Source organism: Bacillus sp. S10(2024) (assembly GCF_050473865.1).
Taxonomy (GTDB): domain Bacteria; phylum Bacillota; class Bacilli; order Bacillales; family Bacillaceae_G; genus Bacillus_A.
The window spans coordinates 4201769-4218663 of the sequence record NZ_JBFLUR010000002.1; the positions used below are offsets into that span (position 1 = coordinate 4201769).

Below are 16895 nucleotides of genomic sequence, written 5' to 3' on the forward strand. Positions count from 1 at the left end.
ACAGATGCAAAAGCATGAACAGGTGCTGCGTCATATCCAAAATCGTTTATTAGAAACACCCTTTGTAAAAGTAGCGTACATTTTCGGATCTCATGCAAGAAAAGAACCGACGCTTTCTTCAGACTATGATATAGCGATTGAGACAACACATATTTCAGTAGGTGCTTTTCAATGGCTTTGGTTTCAATTAGCAGAAGAATTAGACGGAATCGGAAAAATAGATGCAGTACATTTAAATGCATTGCCTAACAGTGAGTTGAAACGTCGCATTTTACGAGAAGGCCGTTTGTTTGCACAGCGGATATAAAGTAAAACTTTCGTCAGTGGGGATACTGCCTACGAATAACTGGATAAAATGAGTGGCGTCATTCATATTGCCACCCTATTGAGCGTTACCATGTATGGTTCCATTTTCACGTTTTTTCGAATCCTTTATTAAGGTTTTTTCTACGAAATCCTTTTAGAATCTTATGTTAGAACAAGCCTGTTTTTAAATAGAACAAGCTTCTTATTTCTGTCCGAAACATAGGATAAATGGAATCCACTGAAAGGATCCCGTAAAGAAAAAGGATTTTTTATTAAAGGAGGAATAGAGCAATGGGTGAAAGTTGTGAACACGGGCACGGACACGGGCACGGACATGGGCATCGCCACGGTAATGGCTTTGCGCTTTTAATCGTATTGTTTATTTTATTAATCATTATCGGTGCTAGCTGCTTTGGTGGCTGTGGTTATGGTGGTTATGGCGGCTACGGTGGCCCTGGCTACGGTTACGGCGGTTTTTGTTGCTAACATGTTAAAAACTATTGAAAATAGCCTTGTGCTCTGCACAAGGCTATTTTATTCACAGTTTAATATGTTGTGATAATTTTTGAATGTAAAATGAGCGGATAAAGAAAAAGAAAATGATTTCAATTATGCCAAAGAGACTCAATATTAACAATTCTTCTTTTAGCAATGAGAAAGAGAACATACTTTGTAAAAATTTAATTGCAAATATTGTATGAATACAAGCAATCACATAAGGAACGAAAAATAGGATTGCTAATTGAATCGTTGCCGAACGTATCATTTCGGATTTTGTTAGGCCAATTTTCGTAATGGTCTTATATTTCTCTGTTTCCCTAGTGAGATCAGTGTACATACGGAAATACAAAACACTTCCCGCTCCCATTAAGAAAATAATGCAAAGAAATGTTCCCATAAAGAAGTTGGCAACGTTCTCACGTTTGTCAGCATATAATTCATCACTCGATGTGAAAATTTGAAAATGAGCCCTATGTTTTTGAGCGTCCTGCTGATCTGTATGGAGCAATATACTCTTTTCATCTTCTGTAGTCATACGTAACATGCGTTTTGTAAGAGGCAATGTATTTTCCCAATCATCGACTTGAAAATTATAAAATGTCATTGGTTCGAGATGTGGAATTTCGTTTTCGACGACATAATCTTGCAGTACAATCAAGTAGGTATGAGCGTCCTCCGGTATAATTGGTTTGTCAGCTATTTCTTTTATATGAAATTCTTTTTTATTAGATTGTAACGTAATAGTTGTTTGTGTAAGAAAAGGGTTTGTTAATAGTTCTAATGGCACTGGTGAATATCTTGGAACTAAATATGTTTCTTTGTTTGTTAATTGAATTGGAGGACGATTTAGAAATTTAGCAAGACCATTATAGTCACTTTGCTTTATAATCCAAATGTCTTCATTTCCCACTTTATCTTGATAAATAATTGCCCTATGCTTTTGGTAAGTAAATTTGTCTGTACGCAATTCTTTCTCTAGTGCTTCCATATGTTTTGTTTCAAACGTATTTCCTTCATGAGAAACGTAAGCAAATGGAAAAGGAAATGCTTCTTCTATAGAAGCATTTGTATATTTATTAAAGGCATATAACGGTGTAATAATTGAAAAAGCAATTGTAGATAGTATTGTTACTATAAAAAGCATATTAATGTTGATGCGGACCCTTGATGGTAAGTCAGATATCCAGAGTATATTTGTTTTTTTCATATAAAAGCGTCGTTGCTTTTTTAATACATGAATGAAAAGAAAGCTAGCCTGTGAAAATAGCAAATATGTCCCAACTGTAACAAGAGGAATAATAGATAAAATAATGAGTAAACCGGTTCCATTCGTTAAGTTTTTTTCTGTTATATAAGTTTCTGGATATGCCGCAAAAATATAACCTGAAAGTAAACACAGTAAACTAAAAATGGAAGTGACAATAGAAGGTGATGTCTCCTTCTGTTTGCACATTCGACCATTTAAAAGATAGATTGCTTTCTGTGTACGGATTAAAGCCGGTGTAAAGAGCGATACGCTGATAAAAAGTATGAGAAACGTTTTTATCGTTATCCAAATTGCTTTTGAAGGCCAATATAAATAAAGGCCGTTAACACCGGAAATTTTTGATGTAATTAATAAGAAAAAGTTAGAAAATACAAGGCCGGCTTGAAGGCCGATACAAATAGCAAGAATCCCAATAATCATATTTTCTAAAAAAATAAGCCATTTCATTTGTTTGTTTGTAATACCTAAAATGAGTAAAATGCCACACTGTTTTTGACGTACCTTTAAAAATGTTCCAATCGAGTACAATAAAAAGAAAAGAGAAAACAGGATAATTACCACTTGAGTAAACCCGATTAAGGTAAGAAAAGGTCCTGTTTCGTTAAAACTTTTAACATTTTGCAAACGTGGATGATACCGATACACAGCAAATGAAAAGAACACCGTAATAGAAAATGAGCTGCTTAAAAAATAAGCAAAGTAAGCTCTTGAGTTGCGAACGACATTCCTTAAAGCAAACTGCCAAAAATTCATCCACGTCTTCCTCCCAGCAATGCTAATACATCTAATATTTCTTGATAGAACTTCTCACGGTATAAGCCGCGGTGCAGTTCATTATAAAGCTCACCGTCTTTAATAAAAATAACGCGGTTGCAATAACTAGCAGCAAATGGATCATGTGTCACCGTTAAAATTGTTGCTTGTTCTTCTTTGTTTAACTTTGTAAATAACTCCATCACATCAATTGCAGCTTTCGAATCTAAGTTTCCTGTCGGCTCATCGGCAAGTAGTAACGAAGGTTTATGGATAACTGCACGGGCCACCGCTGTGCGCTGTGCTTGTCCTCCGGAAACTTCAAAAATTCGTTTATTTAAAATATGGTCGATACCGAGTTTGCTTGAAATGGTATCTAATTTTTCATCCATTTCAGAAAGCGGGACATTATCTAATGTTAAAGGCAACACGATGTTTTCACCAATTGTTAATGTATCTAATAAGTTAAAGCTTTGAAATACAAATCCTAATTCTTGCCGACGAAAGATCGCTAACTTTTCACTGCGAAATGTATGAGGCTGTTTTCCGTTAATAAAGACTTCTCCTGCTGTAGGAGAATCAATGGTCGATATAACATTTAATAAAGTTGATTTCCCGCTTCCTGACGGGCCCATAATTGCAACAAATTCCCCTTTATCTACATGTAAATTAATATTTTTTAAAGCAGTATGTGGGACCTTTCCCTCATACACTTTCGATACATTTTGAATATGCAGTACTTCTTCCATATATCAATCACCTTTCTAATGCTATACATCCATTTTCATTTTTTTACATATAAGTCGCTGTTATGCATTAACAGAGGTATTTATTTTTTATATTTATATATATATATCTGTTTATAGTTTAATATGCTGGGACAATTTTTGCATATATAATGAACGAATTAAAAGGAAAAAGAGAATTTCAACTGTTCCAAAAATGATCAGAACAACGCTAACCTCAGTAAACAAGGATAGGTTTATTACGCCTTTCCACATTTTTGCGGCAAACATCGTATGGATGGAAGCCATTATATATGGCACAAAAAATAAGATAGCAAGCTGAATGGTAGCCGACCGTTTCATTTCTGATTCTGTTAAGCCAATTTTTGTAATCGTAATATATTTGTCTTGTTCATTTGTTAAATCCGTATACATCCGGAAGTAAAGCACACTTCCGGCCCCGATAAAGAAGATAACGCCAAGGAACGTCCCAATAAAGAAAAAGGAAGCATTTTGGAGTTTCGTTTCATATAGTGTATTGCTTCCTTCAAAAGCTTCATATAAACGTTCTTCAGAATGAATTTGTTTGCGGTCCGCATAAAGCTTTTTGATGAATGTAGCTGCGATTGTGTATGTATTTTCCCAATTTTGCACTTGGAAATTGTATAACGCCATATGTTTCATAGCGTGTGATAGCGAGTGTACCGTATTGTCGGATAAGACGAGTACATTTGGAACAATTCCAGTGGGTATCACATTTTTATCACCAACACCTTGCACGTGTAATTTCAAGGGATTTGGCGAAAGGATAATCGGCTGTTTTTGGGATGATGGTTCCAATTTACCAAACATCAATTCATAAGAGTGCCCGGGTAGTATATATGTTTCATCATCTTTCAAGAAAATCTGTTTATAGTGTAGTGCAGTAGCTAACTGATTATAATCACTTTGTTTTAATACATACACTTCATCTCCATAGAGAGAATTTGTTTCTTTTTGTAATGATACACCATACAAGTCTACTTTTATTTTGTTGTATTCAAACTTCTCGTTTTTTAGCTGCTGTTCTAACCAGTCGATATGATGCGAAGCAATTGGATTGGCATCATAAGAAAGATAAGTGAATGGAAAGGGGTTATCTTTCACAATTTGTGCCTTTGTGAATTTACCAAATCCATAGATGAAAGTAATCATCGTAAAGGCAAGAGTAGACAACATCGTTACGACAAAGAGCATATTAATATTTGTACGAATACGGCTTGCTAAGTCAGAAATCCACAGCATATTAATTCGTTTCATATAAAATTTCCGTCTTCTTTTCAATATATGAATGAGCAGAAAACTAGTTTGTGAAAAGAAAAAGTATGTCCCAACAGTCACAAGTGTTGGAATGACAAAAATACTAGAGATAATGTATAGTACACCAATCGTATCACCTAGCGATATAAAGTACTTTGGACATATTGCTAGCATGTATCCAGACAGTAAGCATAAAATACCGAACAAGGAAATGATGATGGATGGTTTCTTTTCCTTTTGATTTATTTTTCCTTCTTTTAAAAGACGTACAGCTTTTCTCGTTCGAATTAAAACAGGAGTGAAAGCTGATACGAAGATAAAGAGTCCAAGAAAAGTTGATGTTGTTAACAGAATTGCACCTTTTGGAAAATATAAATATAATCCGGGCATGTGCGTAATTTTTGCTGTAACTAATAAGAAAAATTGCGAAAATACAATTCCAAGTTGAATGCCAACAAAAATGGAAAGAATGCCAATTAACATATTTTCAATAAAAATGAGTCGTTTTAATTGCTTCTTTGATATACCTAAAACAGTTAAAACGCCAAATTGTTTTTTTCGAACCTTTAAGAACGTGCCGGTAGAATAGAGTAAAAAGAAAAATGAAAAGAATACAATAACAGCCTCAGATACACCCATTAAGGTGTCGATACCGGAAGTTGTGTCAGCATTTTGTAAACGAGGATGAAATAAATACACGGCAAATGAAAAGAAAATTGTAATGGAAAAGGAACTGCTTAAAAAGTAGGCAAAATAAGCACGGGAGTTACGTGTTACGTTCTTAAATGCAAATTGCCAAAATGTCATATTTTTATCCTCTCAGTCTTAAAATCATTCTTATATGTTGCAAAAGTGCATGAGGAAAGGGTTCCTCATACACTTTGTCATAAATCCATTTTCATTTTTAAACATATAAGTTACTGCTATGCAAATCAAAAAATGGCTTTCTCTCATTGTTTAAAACCTTTAAGCAATGAGAGTTTTAGAGCATTCTATAAGTTAATCTTTATCTGATTTGTTTAGGGCAGCATTATAGAAAATAATTTTGATACTTGTCCCTTTACCAACCTCAGAATCTAGTTTGACAGAATGACCTAAATAAGAGCAAATTTTACTCACAATATATAAGCCCATGCCGGTAGACTCTCCAAACATTCGACCATTTTTTCCTGTATAAAATGGTTCAAATACACGACGAATATCTTCTTGCGGAATGCCGACACCTTCATCGCGCACTTCTAAAATAATATCTTTCCCGCTTTGAGCAGCAGATAAGAATACTTTTTTTCCTCTTTCCCCTGAATAGCGAACCGCATTTGTCATTAACTGATAAATAATGAATTTTAGCCACTTTGCATCAGAAGTAACCATTAAATCAGAATGCACTTCTAAAACAGGAAAGACACCGTTTCGAATAAATAACTCTTTTAAGCTATTTATATTTTTTGTGACTGCATCTTTTAATGAAATCGTTTCTACATGAAAGTCTTCATGGAAATTATTTAACCGTGCCATATATAATGCCATATCTAGTCCTTGATTTAATTTTTCTAGCTCTTGTTTAAATTTCGGAATAAGATGCTCATCTTCCATTTCAGATACCATGAGTTGCATAACAGAAACGGGCGTTTTCATTTGATGTACCCATTGGTTAATAAACAGTTGATGCTCTTGCTGTTTTACTTCATATGCTTGTAAGTCTTTTTGAAACAGACGATATTGTGTACGAACAAGCTCATTTACACCATGCGGCATAGGGGCAGTTGCTCGCTCAATGAACGCATCCTCTATTTTGTCAGGAAGTTCACTTAGTCGGTTATATAATCTGCGATTTCGAACGTAGCGGTAAGTGAGAAAACAAATGAATAGATACATACTTAGCACAATAAAATAAAATTTATTGTTTTTAAATCCATCAACGGTATCATACAAAACGAAGATAACACCAAAGTTTAAAATATAAAGAAGAAAATAGCCAATATGATCACGTAAAAATAACTTCATTCTCTATTCACTCCAAGTTGCGTTTAACCGATAGCCTAAGCCGCGTACAGTCTCGATTGCATTTTCAATTCCAAGCTCAGTGAACTTTTTACGAAGCCGCGTAATATTTACGTTTAATGTATTTTCTTCGACAAAGCTTTCATCATCCCAAAGTGCAGATAACAAATCTTCTCTGTTTGCTGTGCGCGGATGTTTAGAAACAAGCATCTCTGCTAGAATTGCTTCTTTTTTGGTGAGCAATACATGCTCATTTTTATAGTGGAGCTCTGGTCGTTCAGGATATAGTTGTAATCCTTCCACTTCAACGATGCGCTCTGTCATACTCGGTGCATAGTCGCCGTAGATGCGGCGTAATTGACCTTTAATTTTTGCCATTACAACATCATAATGAAACGGCTTAGTAATATAATCATCAGCACCGCTTTCAATCGCCATAATTTGCTCCATTTCACCAGCGCGAGCAGAAATGAAAACAATTGGACAAGTGGATTCGTGGCGAATTTGACGGCACCAGTAGAAACCATCAAACTTCGGTAAATTTACATCCAATAAAACAAGATGTGGTTTTGTATGATTAAATGAAGCCATAATATCATCAAAGTTATCTGCAACAACTGCCTCGTAACCGTATTTTTGAATATGAGATTGCAGCAAAGATGAAATACTTGGATCGTCTTCTACAATTAAAATCTTGTACATACGTACATGCCTCCTCTAACTTTGTGTATATATAGTGTAACATTTGTTTTCTTCGTTTTCATTATGTCAATCCTTATTATATATACAAGTTTAAGAAACGCCATAAAAACCTCCTTTCTTTTAGAGGGAATCAAATATTTCAGCGACTTAAATGTCGAAAAGTTTTACGATGATCATGTACAGTGTCCTCTTGGTATTGTTTATTGGAAATATGGATGTTATTGCAACTGGACTGGGCTATGATTTACCGATAAATCATTTTTCAGGATTGCTTGTTGGTATTTTATTTTTAGTGATAGGAAACTATTTACCGCAATGTAAACCAAACTATTTCATTGGCATTCGTACTCCATGGACATTAAGCAATGAAGAAGTATGGCGCAAAACCCATCGTTTTAGCGGAAAAGTATTTATCGTTTTGGGGATTATTATGTGCGGAAGTATTCTTGCGCTTGTTACTTGGAGAACATATATTATACTAACCGTTGTTTTTGGTGGTGTGGTAGTCACAATGCTGTATTCTTATCTCGCTTATCAGAAAGAGATGAGAGGATAGTCGGAAAAATCAGTTTTCCTTGTTTTTGTATGTAATTATCTGCAAAGTGTAAATAGTAGAGAACTTGTATGGGTACTAATAAAGAAATAAGAAGAAGGTTCTGATATAGTGCTTTTCTTAATATATAGCATAAAAATTATATTAAAATAATTATAAATGAGACATGTTTAAAATATGGATTTTATATTAGTAATCTATTTATTATATTTTGTTTAAATAACAACAAAATTTATGAAAAAAGACAAAAGAAAAAAGCCACTTTTCCATTTGGAAGAGTGGCTTTTTTAAACCTTACATAAATGTAAGGTTTATGTAAGAGAAATAGATAGTCCGCTATTGTTGGGAATGTTATAGTAACAAGATACTTCGGAAAAGAATTCTAATATAATTTTTATAAAGATAAGGTTTCTTATATAACAATTCTAATTGTGTAAGGAAGTGTAATCGTGGCAACAGTAATGATGAGATAAGATAAAGCGAGGGATATAGTAATGAAGACAGTGTTAGACGCTAAGGATATTAGAAAAGTATATAATACTGGTGGAAATACATACGAAGCGTTAAAAGGCATTAACTTGCAAGTGAAAGAAGGCGAGTTCGTTGGAATTATGGGGCCGTCTGGATCAGGAAAAACAACGTTATTAAATGTTCTTTCTACAATTGATAATGCAACGAACGGTGAAATTTTAATTGATGGAAATGATATTGTGAAAATGAATGATGATAAATTAGCGTTGTTCCGTCGTGATCATTTGGGATTTATTTTCCAAGATTATAATTTATTAGATACGTTAACAGTGAGAGAAAATATTGCACTTCCACTGGCATTATCAAAAGTTAAGGCAAGCGAAATTGACCGCCGCGTTCTTGAAATCGCGAAAAAATTTGGCATTGATCATATTTTAGAGCAATATCCATACCAAGTATCTGGTGGGCAAAAACAGCGCTGTGCAGCTTCTCGTGCGATTGTTACAAATCCAAGTATGATTTTTGGGGATGAGCCAACGGGTGCGCTAGATTCTAAGTCTGCAACTGATTTATTAGAGAGTTTGAAAGCATTAAATGAATACGATCAATCGACAATTTTAATGGTTACACATGATGCGTTTGCCGCAAGTTATTGTAAACGCGTTATTTTTATTAAAGATGGTGAGTTATATAAAGAACTGCACAGAGGAGAAGTAACGCGTAAGCAATTTTTTGGGCGGGTATTAGACGTAATGTCTACAATCTCTGGAGGTGCAGTAGATGACGTTATCTAGTATTGCCCTTCGCAATATAAAGCGTAACTTTAAAGATTATGCTTTATATTTTATGTCGATGATTTTTAGTATCGTCATTTACTTTACCTTTGCATCGCTTCAATATAATACGCAAATGGAAAAAGCAGCGGAAGGATCAAAGAAAATTAGCGGTGCCTTCGAAGTTTCTAGCGTGATGCTTATTATTTTCGTAGCGGTATTTATTATTTATTCCAATGGTTTCTTTACACGTAAACGAAAAAAAGAGGTTGGTTTATATTCTTTACTCGGAATTCGTAAACGCCAAATTGGGAGAATGCTGTTTTATGAAAATATGTTAATGGGGTTAATGTCGCTAATAATTGGGATTGTAATTGGCAGCTTACTGTCTAAGTTATTCCTTGAATTATTAGTAGACTTAATGGGACTCGATTTACAAGTTCATTTTGAGGTGCCACTAGCGGCGATTATGAATACGGCTGTTATTTTCTTTGTTATTATTTTATATACATCGCTGCAAGGATATCGTTTAATTTATCGCTTTAAACTGATTGAACTGTTTCGCGCTGAACGTGAAGGGGAAGGAATGCCGAAAGGATCTACTATTATCGCATGTATCGCTGTATTCTTAATTGGTTCTGGATATTTCTTATCACTTCTGTTTACGAAAGTTATTAAATATGTAGACTTTATGATGACTGCATTTTATATTTTATTTGCGACTGTAATAGGTACGTATTTATTATTTATGTTCTTTACAGTTGTTGTTTTAAGAAGAGCAAGGAATCATAAATCATCCTTTTATAACGGAATGAATATGGTAACTACATCTCAGCTTTTATACCGCATGAAAGGAAATGCAAAATCTTTGGCGACAATTGCTATTTTGAGCGCGGTAACATTAACGGCTGTTGGTACATCTGTTACGACGTATTATAATACATTTACTCAGGCGAAGGATCTTGCTCCGTATAGTTTTTCTTATGAGAAAAAAGATGCCACTTTCGAACGAAAGGTGAATGCAATATTCACAGAAGAGAAGAAATACAACCCGATTACAGCGCAATTTGAAATTGAAATGGTACCGGTGAAAGGGAAATTTACAGGCAAAAAAGCAGATATAAGTATGAATTCTCATTATATGATGACAGAAAGATATCAACTTGTGTCGCAATCTGCCTTTAATATAATTGCGAAAAAAATGGATGTGGATACGGTAAGTTTAACTGCTAGAGAAGCATTTGTATTTGATGGTATGTATATCGAAGGACACGAGTTTAGTACAGCATATAAAGGAAACAAAGCAGTGTTTCCTATTGGGAATGAAACGAAGACATTAACAATTAAAGATGCTGAAGGTCTTAATGTTACGAATTTAGGGGAATTAGTTGTTGTTGTGCCAGATGACGTATACGAGCAAGCGAAAAAGACAGCTGAAACAAGAGTTGTTAAAAATATTAATGTGAAAAATGAGAAAGACAGTAAAGTATTAACGAAGAAGCTAGTAAAGATTATGCCAAGAGAGTCTGAAGCGGCACCGGTCTTTAGAGATTTCTATACAGGGTTTAAAAGCGGAATGGAAGCAACGGGTATGATGATGTTCATCGGTGTTTTCTTAGGGCTTGTATTTTTACTGGCAACAGGGTCTATCATTTACTTCAAACAGTTAACGGAAGCAAATGCAGACCGTGATCGCTACATTGTTCTTCGTAAAATTGGAGTAACAAAGCAAGAAATGAAGAAAGCAATTTCAAAGCAAATCTTCTTTATTTTTGCGATTCCATTAGTGGTTGGCATTCTGCATAGCTTATTTGCACTAAAAGGATTATCAAACTTATTGTCGTTTGAAATTTTAATTCCGTTATTAATGAGCATCGGTGTGTACAGTATAATTTATATTGGTTATTACTTCTTAACGGTTCGTTCGTATTTTAAGATTGTAAGCGGGGAGTAGTAGAAAAAGAGGTTGTCACAAAAGGTCTAGCCTTTTGGAGATAGCCTTTTTCTCGCCTTCAATATAAAAAACCTCCTATAAACCAGTCCAACTACATCATTTTTTCTCCTGAAAAATAAAGATAGCCGCTACTCCGATGATTGAAGTAGCGGCGTACATTTTTAGATAATGCTGATATAAATCAAAGTGTTTATCTGGATTTTCTGCCTAATTCTTCACTAAAATTGACATATAAGGCATTGTTGTAAATTCATTTTCTTTCAGTAAATTGAGTACTCCTTTTAGATAAGCAGTGTTATGCTCAACTGTTTTTGCGAAAGATTGGATAAGTTTAATCACTAAATCTGTCGTTAGTCCTTTATGAAAGCCTGCCATGCCGATTAAATGAAGTTTTATCATTGAATAGTGAATGATTAGCATCACATAATTATCAAAAAGCGTTTTTTGTCCAAACGGGAATAAATTTTTAAATATATAATTGACTAGGTAGTTTTCTAAAATGTACTCATGTTCTGTCATAAATGGTTCGTAAAATTCTTCATAGGCCTTTTTATAGTACGTTGTAAGTTCTTCAATAGTTGCTTCCTCTGTATATTGAATACCTTTTAACATTTCATCTAAACAGTCGCGGTATCGTTGACTTGAGATAGATTGGTTAGTACGATAGCCCACTAAATCTTTACACAATGCCATTTGCACAGCTAATTGAGTAGGTATATTGTCAAGTGACTCTTTCATTCCTTGATTAGACATCCAGTTGGTGAAATCAGCAATGACATTTGGAATGCCATGAACATCATCTTGATCGATGTGTTTCTGTACCTTTTGATAGAACATTCCCAAAATGATAAGACGCTCCGCTAGCGTATAAGAACGGTCCTGAATAACTTGAATAGAAAAAACACGTAATTCCCAAAAAAATTTTTGGGGTGTATTATCGATTTTCAGGCCATCTGTTTTTAAACTGTTTGTAATAGATCCACGAGTATTAGCTGGTTCTTCTATCTCAGCAAAATCAATTCCATTTGGATTCAAAAGAGCTAAACGTGCAGCTTCAGGACATGACATAGTGGCTGATTTCTCAATTATGCCGTTAATACTATTAATAGAGCGAGGATAGACTGTACAAGTATTAGATAAATACTCTTCTCCTAATTTTAATTGAACTCTGCAAAGATTCTCTTCAGATAGGAAGGAACATCTTCTTCCATCCTCCATTTGAATTTTAGCGTAAGACTCAGAAGAAGGATTTGAACGTTGTCTTGTTACCTTATTTTTGAAAAGCGGCTTTAATTCTAAATCACGAGATTTTTTGTATTTTTTATACGTGTCTTCATCAACAGTTACTCTCCACCCAATACAACAAGAATCTTCACACTCTGATCCTATACAAGAGAATTGTTGCATATATTGGGGAACAAGCAGCGGTCTATTTTTTGTGTTAGTAAGTGTCATGGTATTTGTCTCCTTAGTTACAATAAACTAATAATTATATAATAATTGTATATTAAGAAATAAGGATTATCAACATTGGATTTGAGTCAATATTTTGGACGGAAAAAAGGGCGTTTTTTTATTAATATGAAAAGACGAGGCTGCTCAAAAGCCTTACTTTTGGGACAACCTCGTTTTTTGCTAAGTATGTATGTCTTATTACTTATCTGTTGCAACTGATGCAATAAACGGTAAGTTACGATATTTCTCAGCACAGTCAATGCCGTAACCAACGATAAATTCATCTGGGATTACGAAGCCAACATATTCCGCTGTTAAGTCAACTTTACGGCGTTCTGGTTTATCAAGAAGCGTACAGAATTTTAACGTTTTTGGTTTATGCATTAAGAAATGGTCTTTTAAGAAGTGAAGTGTTAAACCAGAATCGATAATATCTTCTACTACGATTACGTTTTTACCAGTAATATTTACATCGATATCTTTTAATAATTTTACTTTTCCAGTTGTTGTTGTTTGGTTTCCATAGCTAGATGCCGAAATGAAGTCAATTGTTACATCATTTTTAATATGGCGAATTAAATCTGCTGCAAATACGAAAGAACCTTTTAACACAGCAATAACAAAAATTTCTTCTCCTTCAAAATCACGTTCGATTTGCAGCGCTAATTCTTTTACTTTTTCTTGCAGCTGTTCTTGTGAGATTAAAGTGTCTTTTATTTGAATATCCATCGAAAGCCTCCTACGTTGTAAAACTTATGAACAGTTTGACTGTAAAGGATTGAGGTGGAAAAGTCAAAAAAGAGTACTTACTTTAAATAGAATACACATAATATTAAGAATATAATAGAGTAAAAAGGCAGGTGGACTATGCGGAAACTTCTAGTGACTCTTGTTCATATTTGTTTGCTTCTAGTGACATTTACTCTGTTAGTATGTTTACCAACATTATTTGTAGATGGAAGAGATGTTGGATTTCATGTGAAACCGTTCCTCTCGCAAATTATAAATGTTTTCTCTTCGATATTGCACCCTGCGCAGTTAAAGATGACAATTGGAACGCAAGTACGAGCCATTCCAGATAATGTAGAAGTATTTGTGATGCAGAAAAGGGAATACCCGCTCTTTCCTGTTGTAATAAAGCCTTATATATATTCGATTGGGCTTATTTTCGGCGCATTCGTTGTATCTGTTTTGTTTGCAGTTATCAGTAGTGTAGGAGTTGCTATGCTACCAAGAAACATTCGTATAATAATAGAAGGGTTTGTATCCATTTTGAAGACAGTTCCGGATGTCTTTTTTATTTTCTTTATTCAGCTTCTTATTATAAGTGTGTATCGAAATATAGACTTTTTAGCATTAAATCCAATTTCTACAGAACAAAATCCATCCATCGTACTACCAATCCTCATTCTATCTGTTTTACCGACTATCTCATTATTTCAACTGCAACTATTACTTATCGGCGAGGAACGAAAGCAAGAGTATGTTACCTTCGCAAAGGCACGAGGTTTTAGTGAAATGTATATTTTGTGTAGACATATTTTTCGGAATGTTATCGTTTCTGTTATGAATCACGTGCAATATATATTGTTAATTCTCGTGACAAACTTGTTCATTTTTGAATATCTGTTTCATGCAAATGGGATATTGTCCATTATAATGAGTGGTCAAGATCCAGCGGTCATTGTGTATTTGCTTTTGCTTTTTATCGTACCTATTTATGGAGTCGTTCTATTTCTACAATGGCGAAAGGAGAAATTGTATGCGTAGGCACTTCCATATTATATTTGTTACCATTGTTTTTCTTTTGCTTCTTATCAGTTTTTTTCTGCCATATGTAAAGCATGAACCTGCAGTGAAGCAATATCGTTATGATGAAAATGACACACTTGTAGAAGCTGCACCATTTTCTCCATCTCGTGAGTATTGGTTCGGAACAGATCGAAGAGGGGAAGATTTATTTTATAAGGTAATGGACGGGGCAAAATACACGATTTTAATTGCACTATTTGTTGCCGTCGTAAGAGTTATTGTATCGCTGTGCATTGGTTTTTTTATGAGTCATGTGAAGCGAAAATTAATTTTCTTCCATCACTTTTTGATGAATTTGCAACTATTTCCGCAAACAATCTTTTGTTTTTTCTTACTCACTCCTTTTGTCATATATGAAATACGGACGGAGCAGGTTGTTACAAATGTCCAATTATTATATATACAAATTGCCGTGTTCATTCTCGTTGCCCTTCCGAGTTTAACGCGATTATTTCAGCAAGAAGTTCAGCAGATTTGGCAGAAGGATTATGTGCAAAGCTCATTCTTATTGGGAGGAAGTAAAGGGCATGTATTTCGAACGCATATGATTAAGGCACTAAGCCCACAAATTATCTTTCAAGTGGGAGAACAAATGGTACAAGTGCTCCTTCTTATGTTGCATTTGTCTATTTTTAAGTTGTTTCTTGGAGGAACGAAGATTGTTTCCGGACAAACGCACGACCAATTTAACTTGTATTTTCCATATTTAAATGAGTGGTCGAATTTGATTAGTTATTATTATGTAGAGCTCATGATTGAACCGAGAATTATTATGATTCCAGTTCTGTTTTATATGATTTTATTATTTTGTATGACGAAAATTGTGAATGGGTATAAGGAATTGCAGTTTGAGAAAGATTGTAAATGAAATTTTTATATTTATATATTTTTATTTGATATTATAATTCTTACAAAAATGTAAGGTTCTTTGTAAGGTTAATCGATAGTTAAGCAACGTTATTTTGAATAAACTTATCTATGTAAGGCACACACATTTTAGGGAAATAAGACGTTAGGTACTACAACTGAAGGGAGAAAGAGAATGGAGAAGCGCTCAGAGGCTCTTGCTTTATTATTAGAGAATGACGCAATTATGTTAGCTAATAATAAGGATTGTACAACTGTCATTGATCGGCGAGAAATACCAGTAGATTCACGCGATAAAATAGTATGGTACAAATGGAATGAGAACTACAAAGAGAACATAAATGAGCAATATCACATAGGGTATGATGTGCATAGAGTTGTTTTATGGAATGAGATGAAATCTTGGATTCATAAGCAAAACGGTAAGAATAATTTTGAGAGCAGCTGCGCACTCCATTCTCAAACTCCCGAAATCGTAAGAAAAAGAGAATCACATTAGGAAAATAACTTGGAATACTGAGGTAAAAAAAGATTGCTGTTTAAGCAATCTTTTTTCTGTTTGTATGATGTGCATTCGAGCTTGTAAATAAGCGCGGTGCTGTTGTAAATAGAACGACAAGTAGAACCGCACACATTGCGAAAGAACCAATCATTGTGATGCCGTTATAGATAAAGGAATATAAAACAGCTGATTGTCCTTTTGGTGCATATTGTCCAAAGAAGATTACGCCGGCAATGAAGTGCCAAAAGTAACGAGCTAAGCTGCCGATAAACGTAGCAATAATGATATACATAGTTGCTTTTGCTTTTTGTTTATTGGCGATTGCTTGTTGAATTGGTGCATGAAATAATCCAGCAAAGCCAATAAAGGCAAAGGCGATGAAGTATTCAATAAACGCTTGTACCGGTGTAAAAATAGCTGCATCTGCTGCGACAATTTGTAATAATCCCCAAACGAGACCACTTAAGAAACTCGCTTTAAATCCCCAGCGGTAAGCAACAATAAAAATTGGAATCATAGCAAATGAGATAGAACCGCCTGTTGGAAGTTTAATAGAGAGCGGCAAAATGTCGATAACTAACGCAAATGCTGCGAGAATCGCTGCCTCTATCATTGCTTGTAAATTTGTGTTACGCATGTAAAAATCCCCCTACATCCAAGTTACAAAAGAAGAATCCTTATCATAGGGGGATGAAAATACACAAATTGAAAATCACTACTTATGTATATACGTCTGCACAATTCCTACGTTAGCATTAACTAACAGGTTCTAAGGGTCGGAACAAAGTATTCCCTCTCAGCAACGCGGCTCCCCCTGTGACAACGAGATTCTTAGATTGTTACTATTATTGTAATAACAATGGATAAGAATGGCAAATGAAAATATAATACCTTTTCTTTTTAGGAAGGGCGAGAGGGATGGGCTGTGCGTAGAAGTAGTCAGTTCTTTATTTT

General features: G+C 34.5%; 15 protein-coding genes, 1 pseudogene and 1 riboswitch. Of the genes and pseudogenes, 8 read left to right on the forward strand and 8 right to left on the reverse strand.

What is annotated here, in order from left to right; all coding sequences use genetic code 11:
• Positions 1 to 4: 4 nt before the first annotated feature.
• Together AB1280_RS21375 and AB1280_RS21380 are read left to right on the forward strand one after the other, a co-directional pair.
• Positions 5 to 307 (forward strand): nucleotidyltransferase family protein, encoded by a 303-nt coding sequence (locus AB1280_RS21375; RefSeq protein WP_429756922.1) that lies wholly within the window; start codon positions 5 to 7, stop codon positions 305 to 307.
• 290 nt (positions 308 to 597) lie between these two features.
• Positions 598 to 792, forward strand: a complete 195-nt coding sequence (locus AB1280_RS21380) for a YjcZ family sporulation protein (RefSeq protein ID WP_429756923.1) — start codon at positions 598 to 600, stop codon at positions 790 to 792.
• 52 nt (positions 793 to 844) lie between these two features.
• Here the strand turns inward: AB1280_RS21380 and AB1280_RS21385 are convergent, their stop codons facing one another.
• The 5 genes from AB1280_RS21385 to AB1280_RS21405 form a co-directional block, all read right to left on the reverse strand.
• Positions 845 to 2827: an ABC transporter permease gene (locus tag AB1280_RS21385; RefSeq protein ID WP_429756924.1), complete on the reverse strand. Its 1983-nt coding sequence runs from the start codon at positions 2825 to 2827 to the stop codon at positions 845 to 847.
• Positions 2824 to 3576 carry an ABC transporter ATP-binding protein gene (locus AB1280_RS21390; protein ID WP_429756925.1) on the reverse strand — a complete coding sequence of 251 codons (753 nt, stop codon included), beginning with the start codon at positions 3574 to 3576 and terminating at the stop codon, positions 2824 to 2826. The genes AB1280_RS21385 and AB1280_RS21390 overlap by 4 nt, the downstream gene beginning before the upstream one ends.
• Positions 3577 to 3687: 111 nt before the next feature.
• Entirely contained in the window at positions 3688 to 5658 is a 1971-nt protein-coding gene (locus AB1280_RS21395; RefSeq protein ID WP_429756926.1) for an FtsX-like permease family protein, read from the reverse strand.
• Positions 5659 to 5850: 192 nt separating this feature from the next.
• The gene (locus tag AB1280_RS21400; RefSeq protein WP_429756927.1) at positions 5851 to 6855 is read right to left on the reverse strand and encodes a sensor histidine kinase; all 1005 of its coding nucleotides are present in this window, start codon (positions 6853 to 6855) and stop codon (positions 5851 to 5853) included.
• 3 nt (positions 6856 to 6858) lie between these two features.
• On the reverse strand, positions 6859 to 7554 hold the full coding sequence (locus tag AB1280_RS21405; RefSeq protein WP_272188670.1) for a response regulator transcription factor: 696 nt from the start codon (positions 7552 to 7554) through the stop codon (positions 6859 to 6861).
• A 154-nt stretch (positions 7555 to 7708) separates the two neighbouring features.
• Here AB1280_RS21405 and AB1280_RS21410 point away from each other — a divergent pair.
• From AB1280_RS21410 to AB1280_RS21420, 3 genes and pseudogenes are all read left to right on the forward strand, one after another.
• Positions 7709 to 8110 (forward strand): annotated as a pseudogene (locus AB1280_RS21410) (SdpI family protein); the annotation flags it as partial.
• A 491-nt stretch (positions 8111 to 8601) separates the two neighbouring features.
• A complete protein-coding gene (locus AB1280_RS21415) occupies positions 8602 to 9372 on the forward strand; it encodes an ABC transporter ATP-binding protein (protein WP_429756928.1) in 771 nt (256 codons plus the stop codon).
• Complete coding sequence (locus AB1280_RS21420; RefSeq protein ID WP_429756929.1) at positions 9359 to 11305, forward strand: FtsX-like permease family protein; 1947 nt, start codon at positions 9359 to 9361, stop codon at positions 11303 to 11305. Before AB1280_RS21415 ends, AB1280_RS21420 begins: the two co-directional genes overlap by 14 nt.
• Before the next feature lie 207 nt (positions 11306 to 11512).
• Here AB1280_RS21420 and fliB read toward each other — a convergent pair whose 3' ends face one another.
• A complete protein-coding gene (fliB, locus tag AB1280_RS21425) occupies positions 11513 to 12760 on the reverse strand; it encodes a flagellin lysine-N-methylase (RefSeq protein WP_429756930.1) in 1248 nt (415 codons plus the stop codon).
• A gap of 198 nt (positions 12761 to 12958) precedes the next feature.
• Positions 12959 to 13489 carry a hypoxanthine phosphoribosyltransferase gene (gene hpt, locus AB1280_RS21430; protein ID WP_272188666.1) on the reverse strand — a complete coding sequence of 177 codons (531 nt, stop codon included), beginning with the start codon at positions 13487 to 13489 and terminating at the stop codon, positions 12959 to 12961.
• A 138-nt stretch (positions 13490 to 13627) separates the two neighbouring features.
• Between hpt and AB1280_RS21435 the strand changes: the two genes are divergently transcribed.
• The 3 genes from AB1280_RS21435 to AB1280_RS21445 all read left to right on the forward strand — a co-directional run bounded on the left by AB1280_RS21435 (position 13628) and on the right by AB1280_RS21445 (position 15938).
• Positions 13628 to 14530 carry an ABC transporter permease subunit gene (locus AB1280_RS21435; protein ID WP_429756931.1) on the forward strand — a complete coding sequence of 301 codons (903 nt, stop codon included), beginning with the start codon at positions 13628 to 13630 and terminating at the stop codon, positions 14528 to 14530.
• Positions 14523 to 15440 (forward strand): ABC transporter permease subunit, encoded by a 918-nt coding sequence (locus tag AB1280_RS21440; protein WP_429756932.1) that lies wholly within the window; start codon positions 14523 to 14525, stop codon positions 15438 to 15440. The genes AB1280_RS21435 and AB1280_RS21440 overlap by 8 nt, the downstream gene beginning before the upstream one ends.
• A gap of 174 nt (positions 15441 to 15614) precedes the next feature.
• A complete protein-coding gene (locus AB1280_RS21445; RefSeq protein WP_429756933.1) occupies positions 15615 to 15938 on the forward strand; it encodes a hypothetical protein in 324 nt (107 codons plus the stop codon).
• A 40-nt stretch (positions 15939 to 15978) separates the two neighbouring features.
• Here AB1280_RS21445 and thiT read toward each other — a convergent pair whose 3' ends face one another.
• Positions 15979 to 16578, reverse strand: a complete 600-nt coding sequence (thiT, locus tag AB1280_RS21450) for an energy-coupled thiamine transporter ThiT (protein WP_272188662.1) — start codon at positions 16576 to 16578, stop codon at positions 15979 to 15981.
• Positions 16579 to 16664: 86 nt separating this feature from the next.
• A riboswitch (TPP riboswitch) is annotated at positions 16665 to 16766 on the reverse strand.
• Between the last annotated feature and the right edge of the window lie 129 nt (positions 16767 to 16895).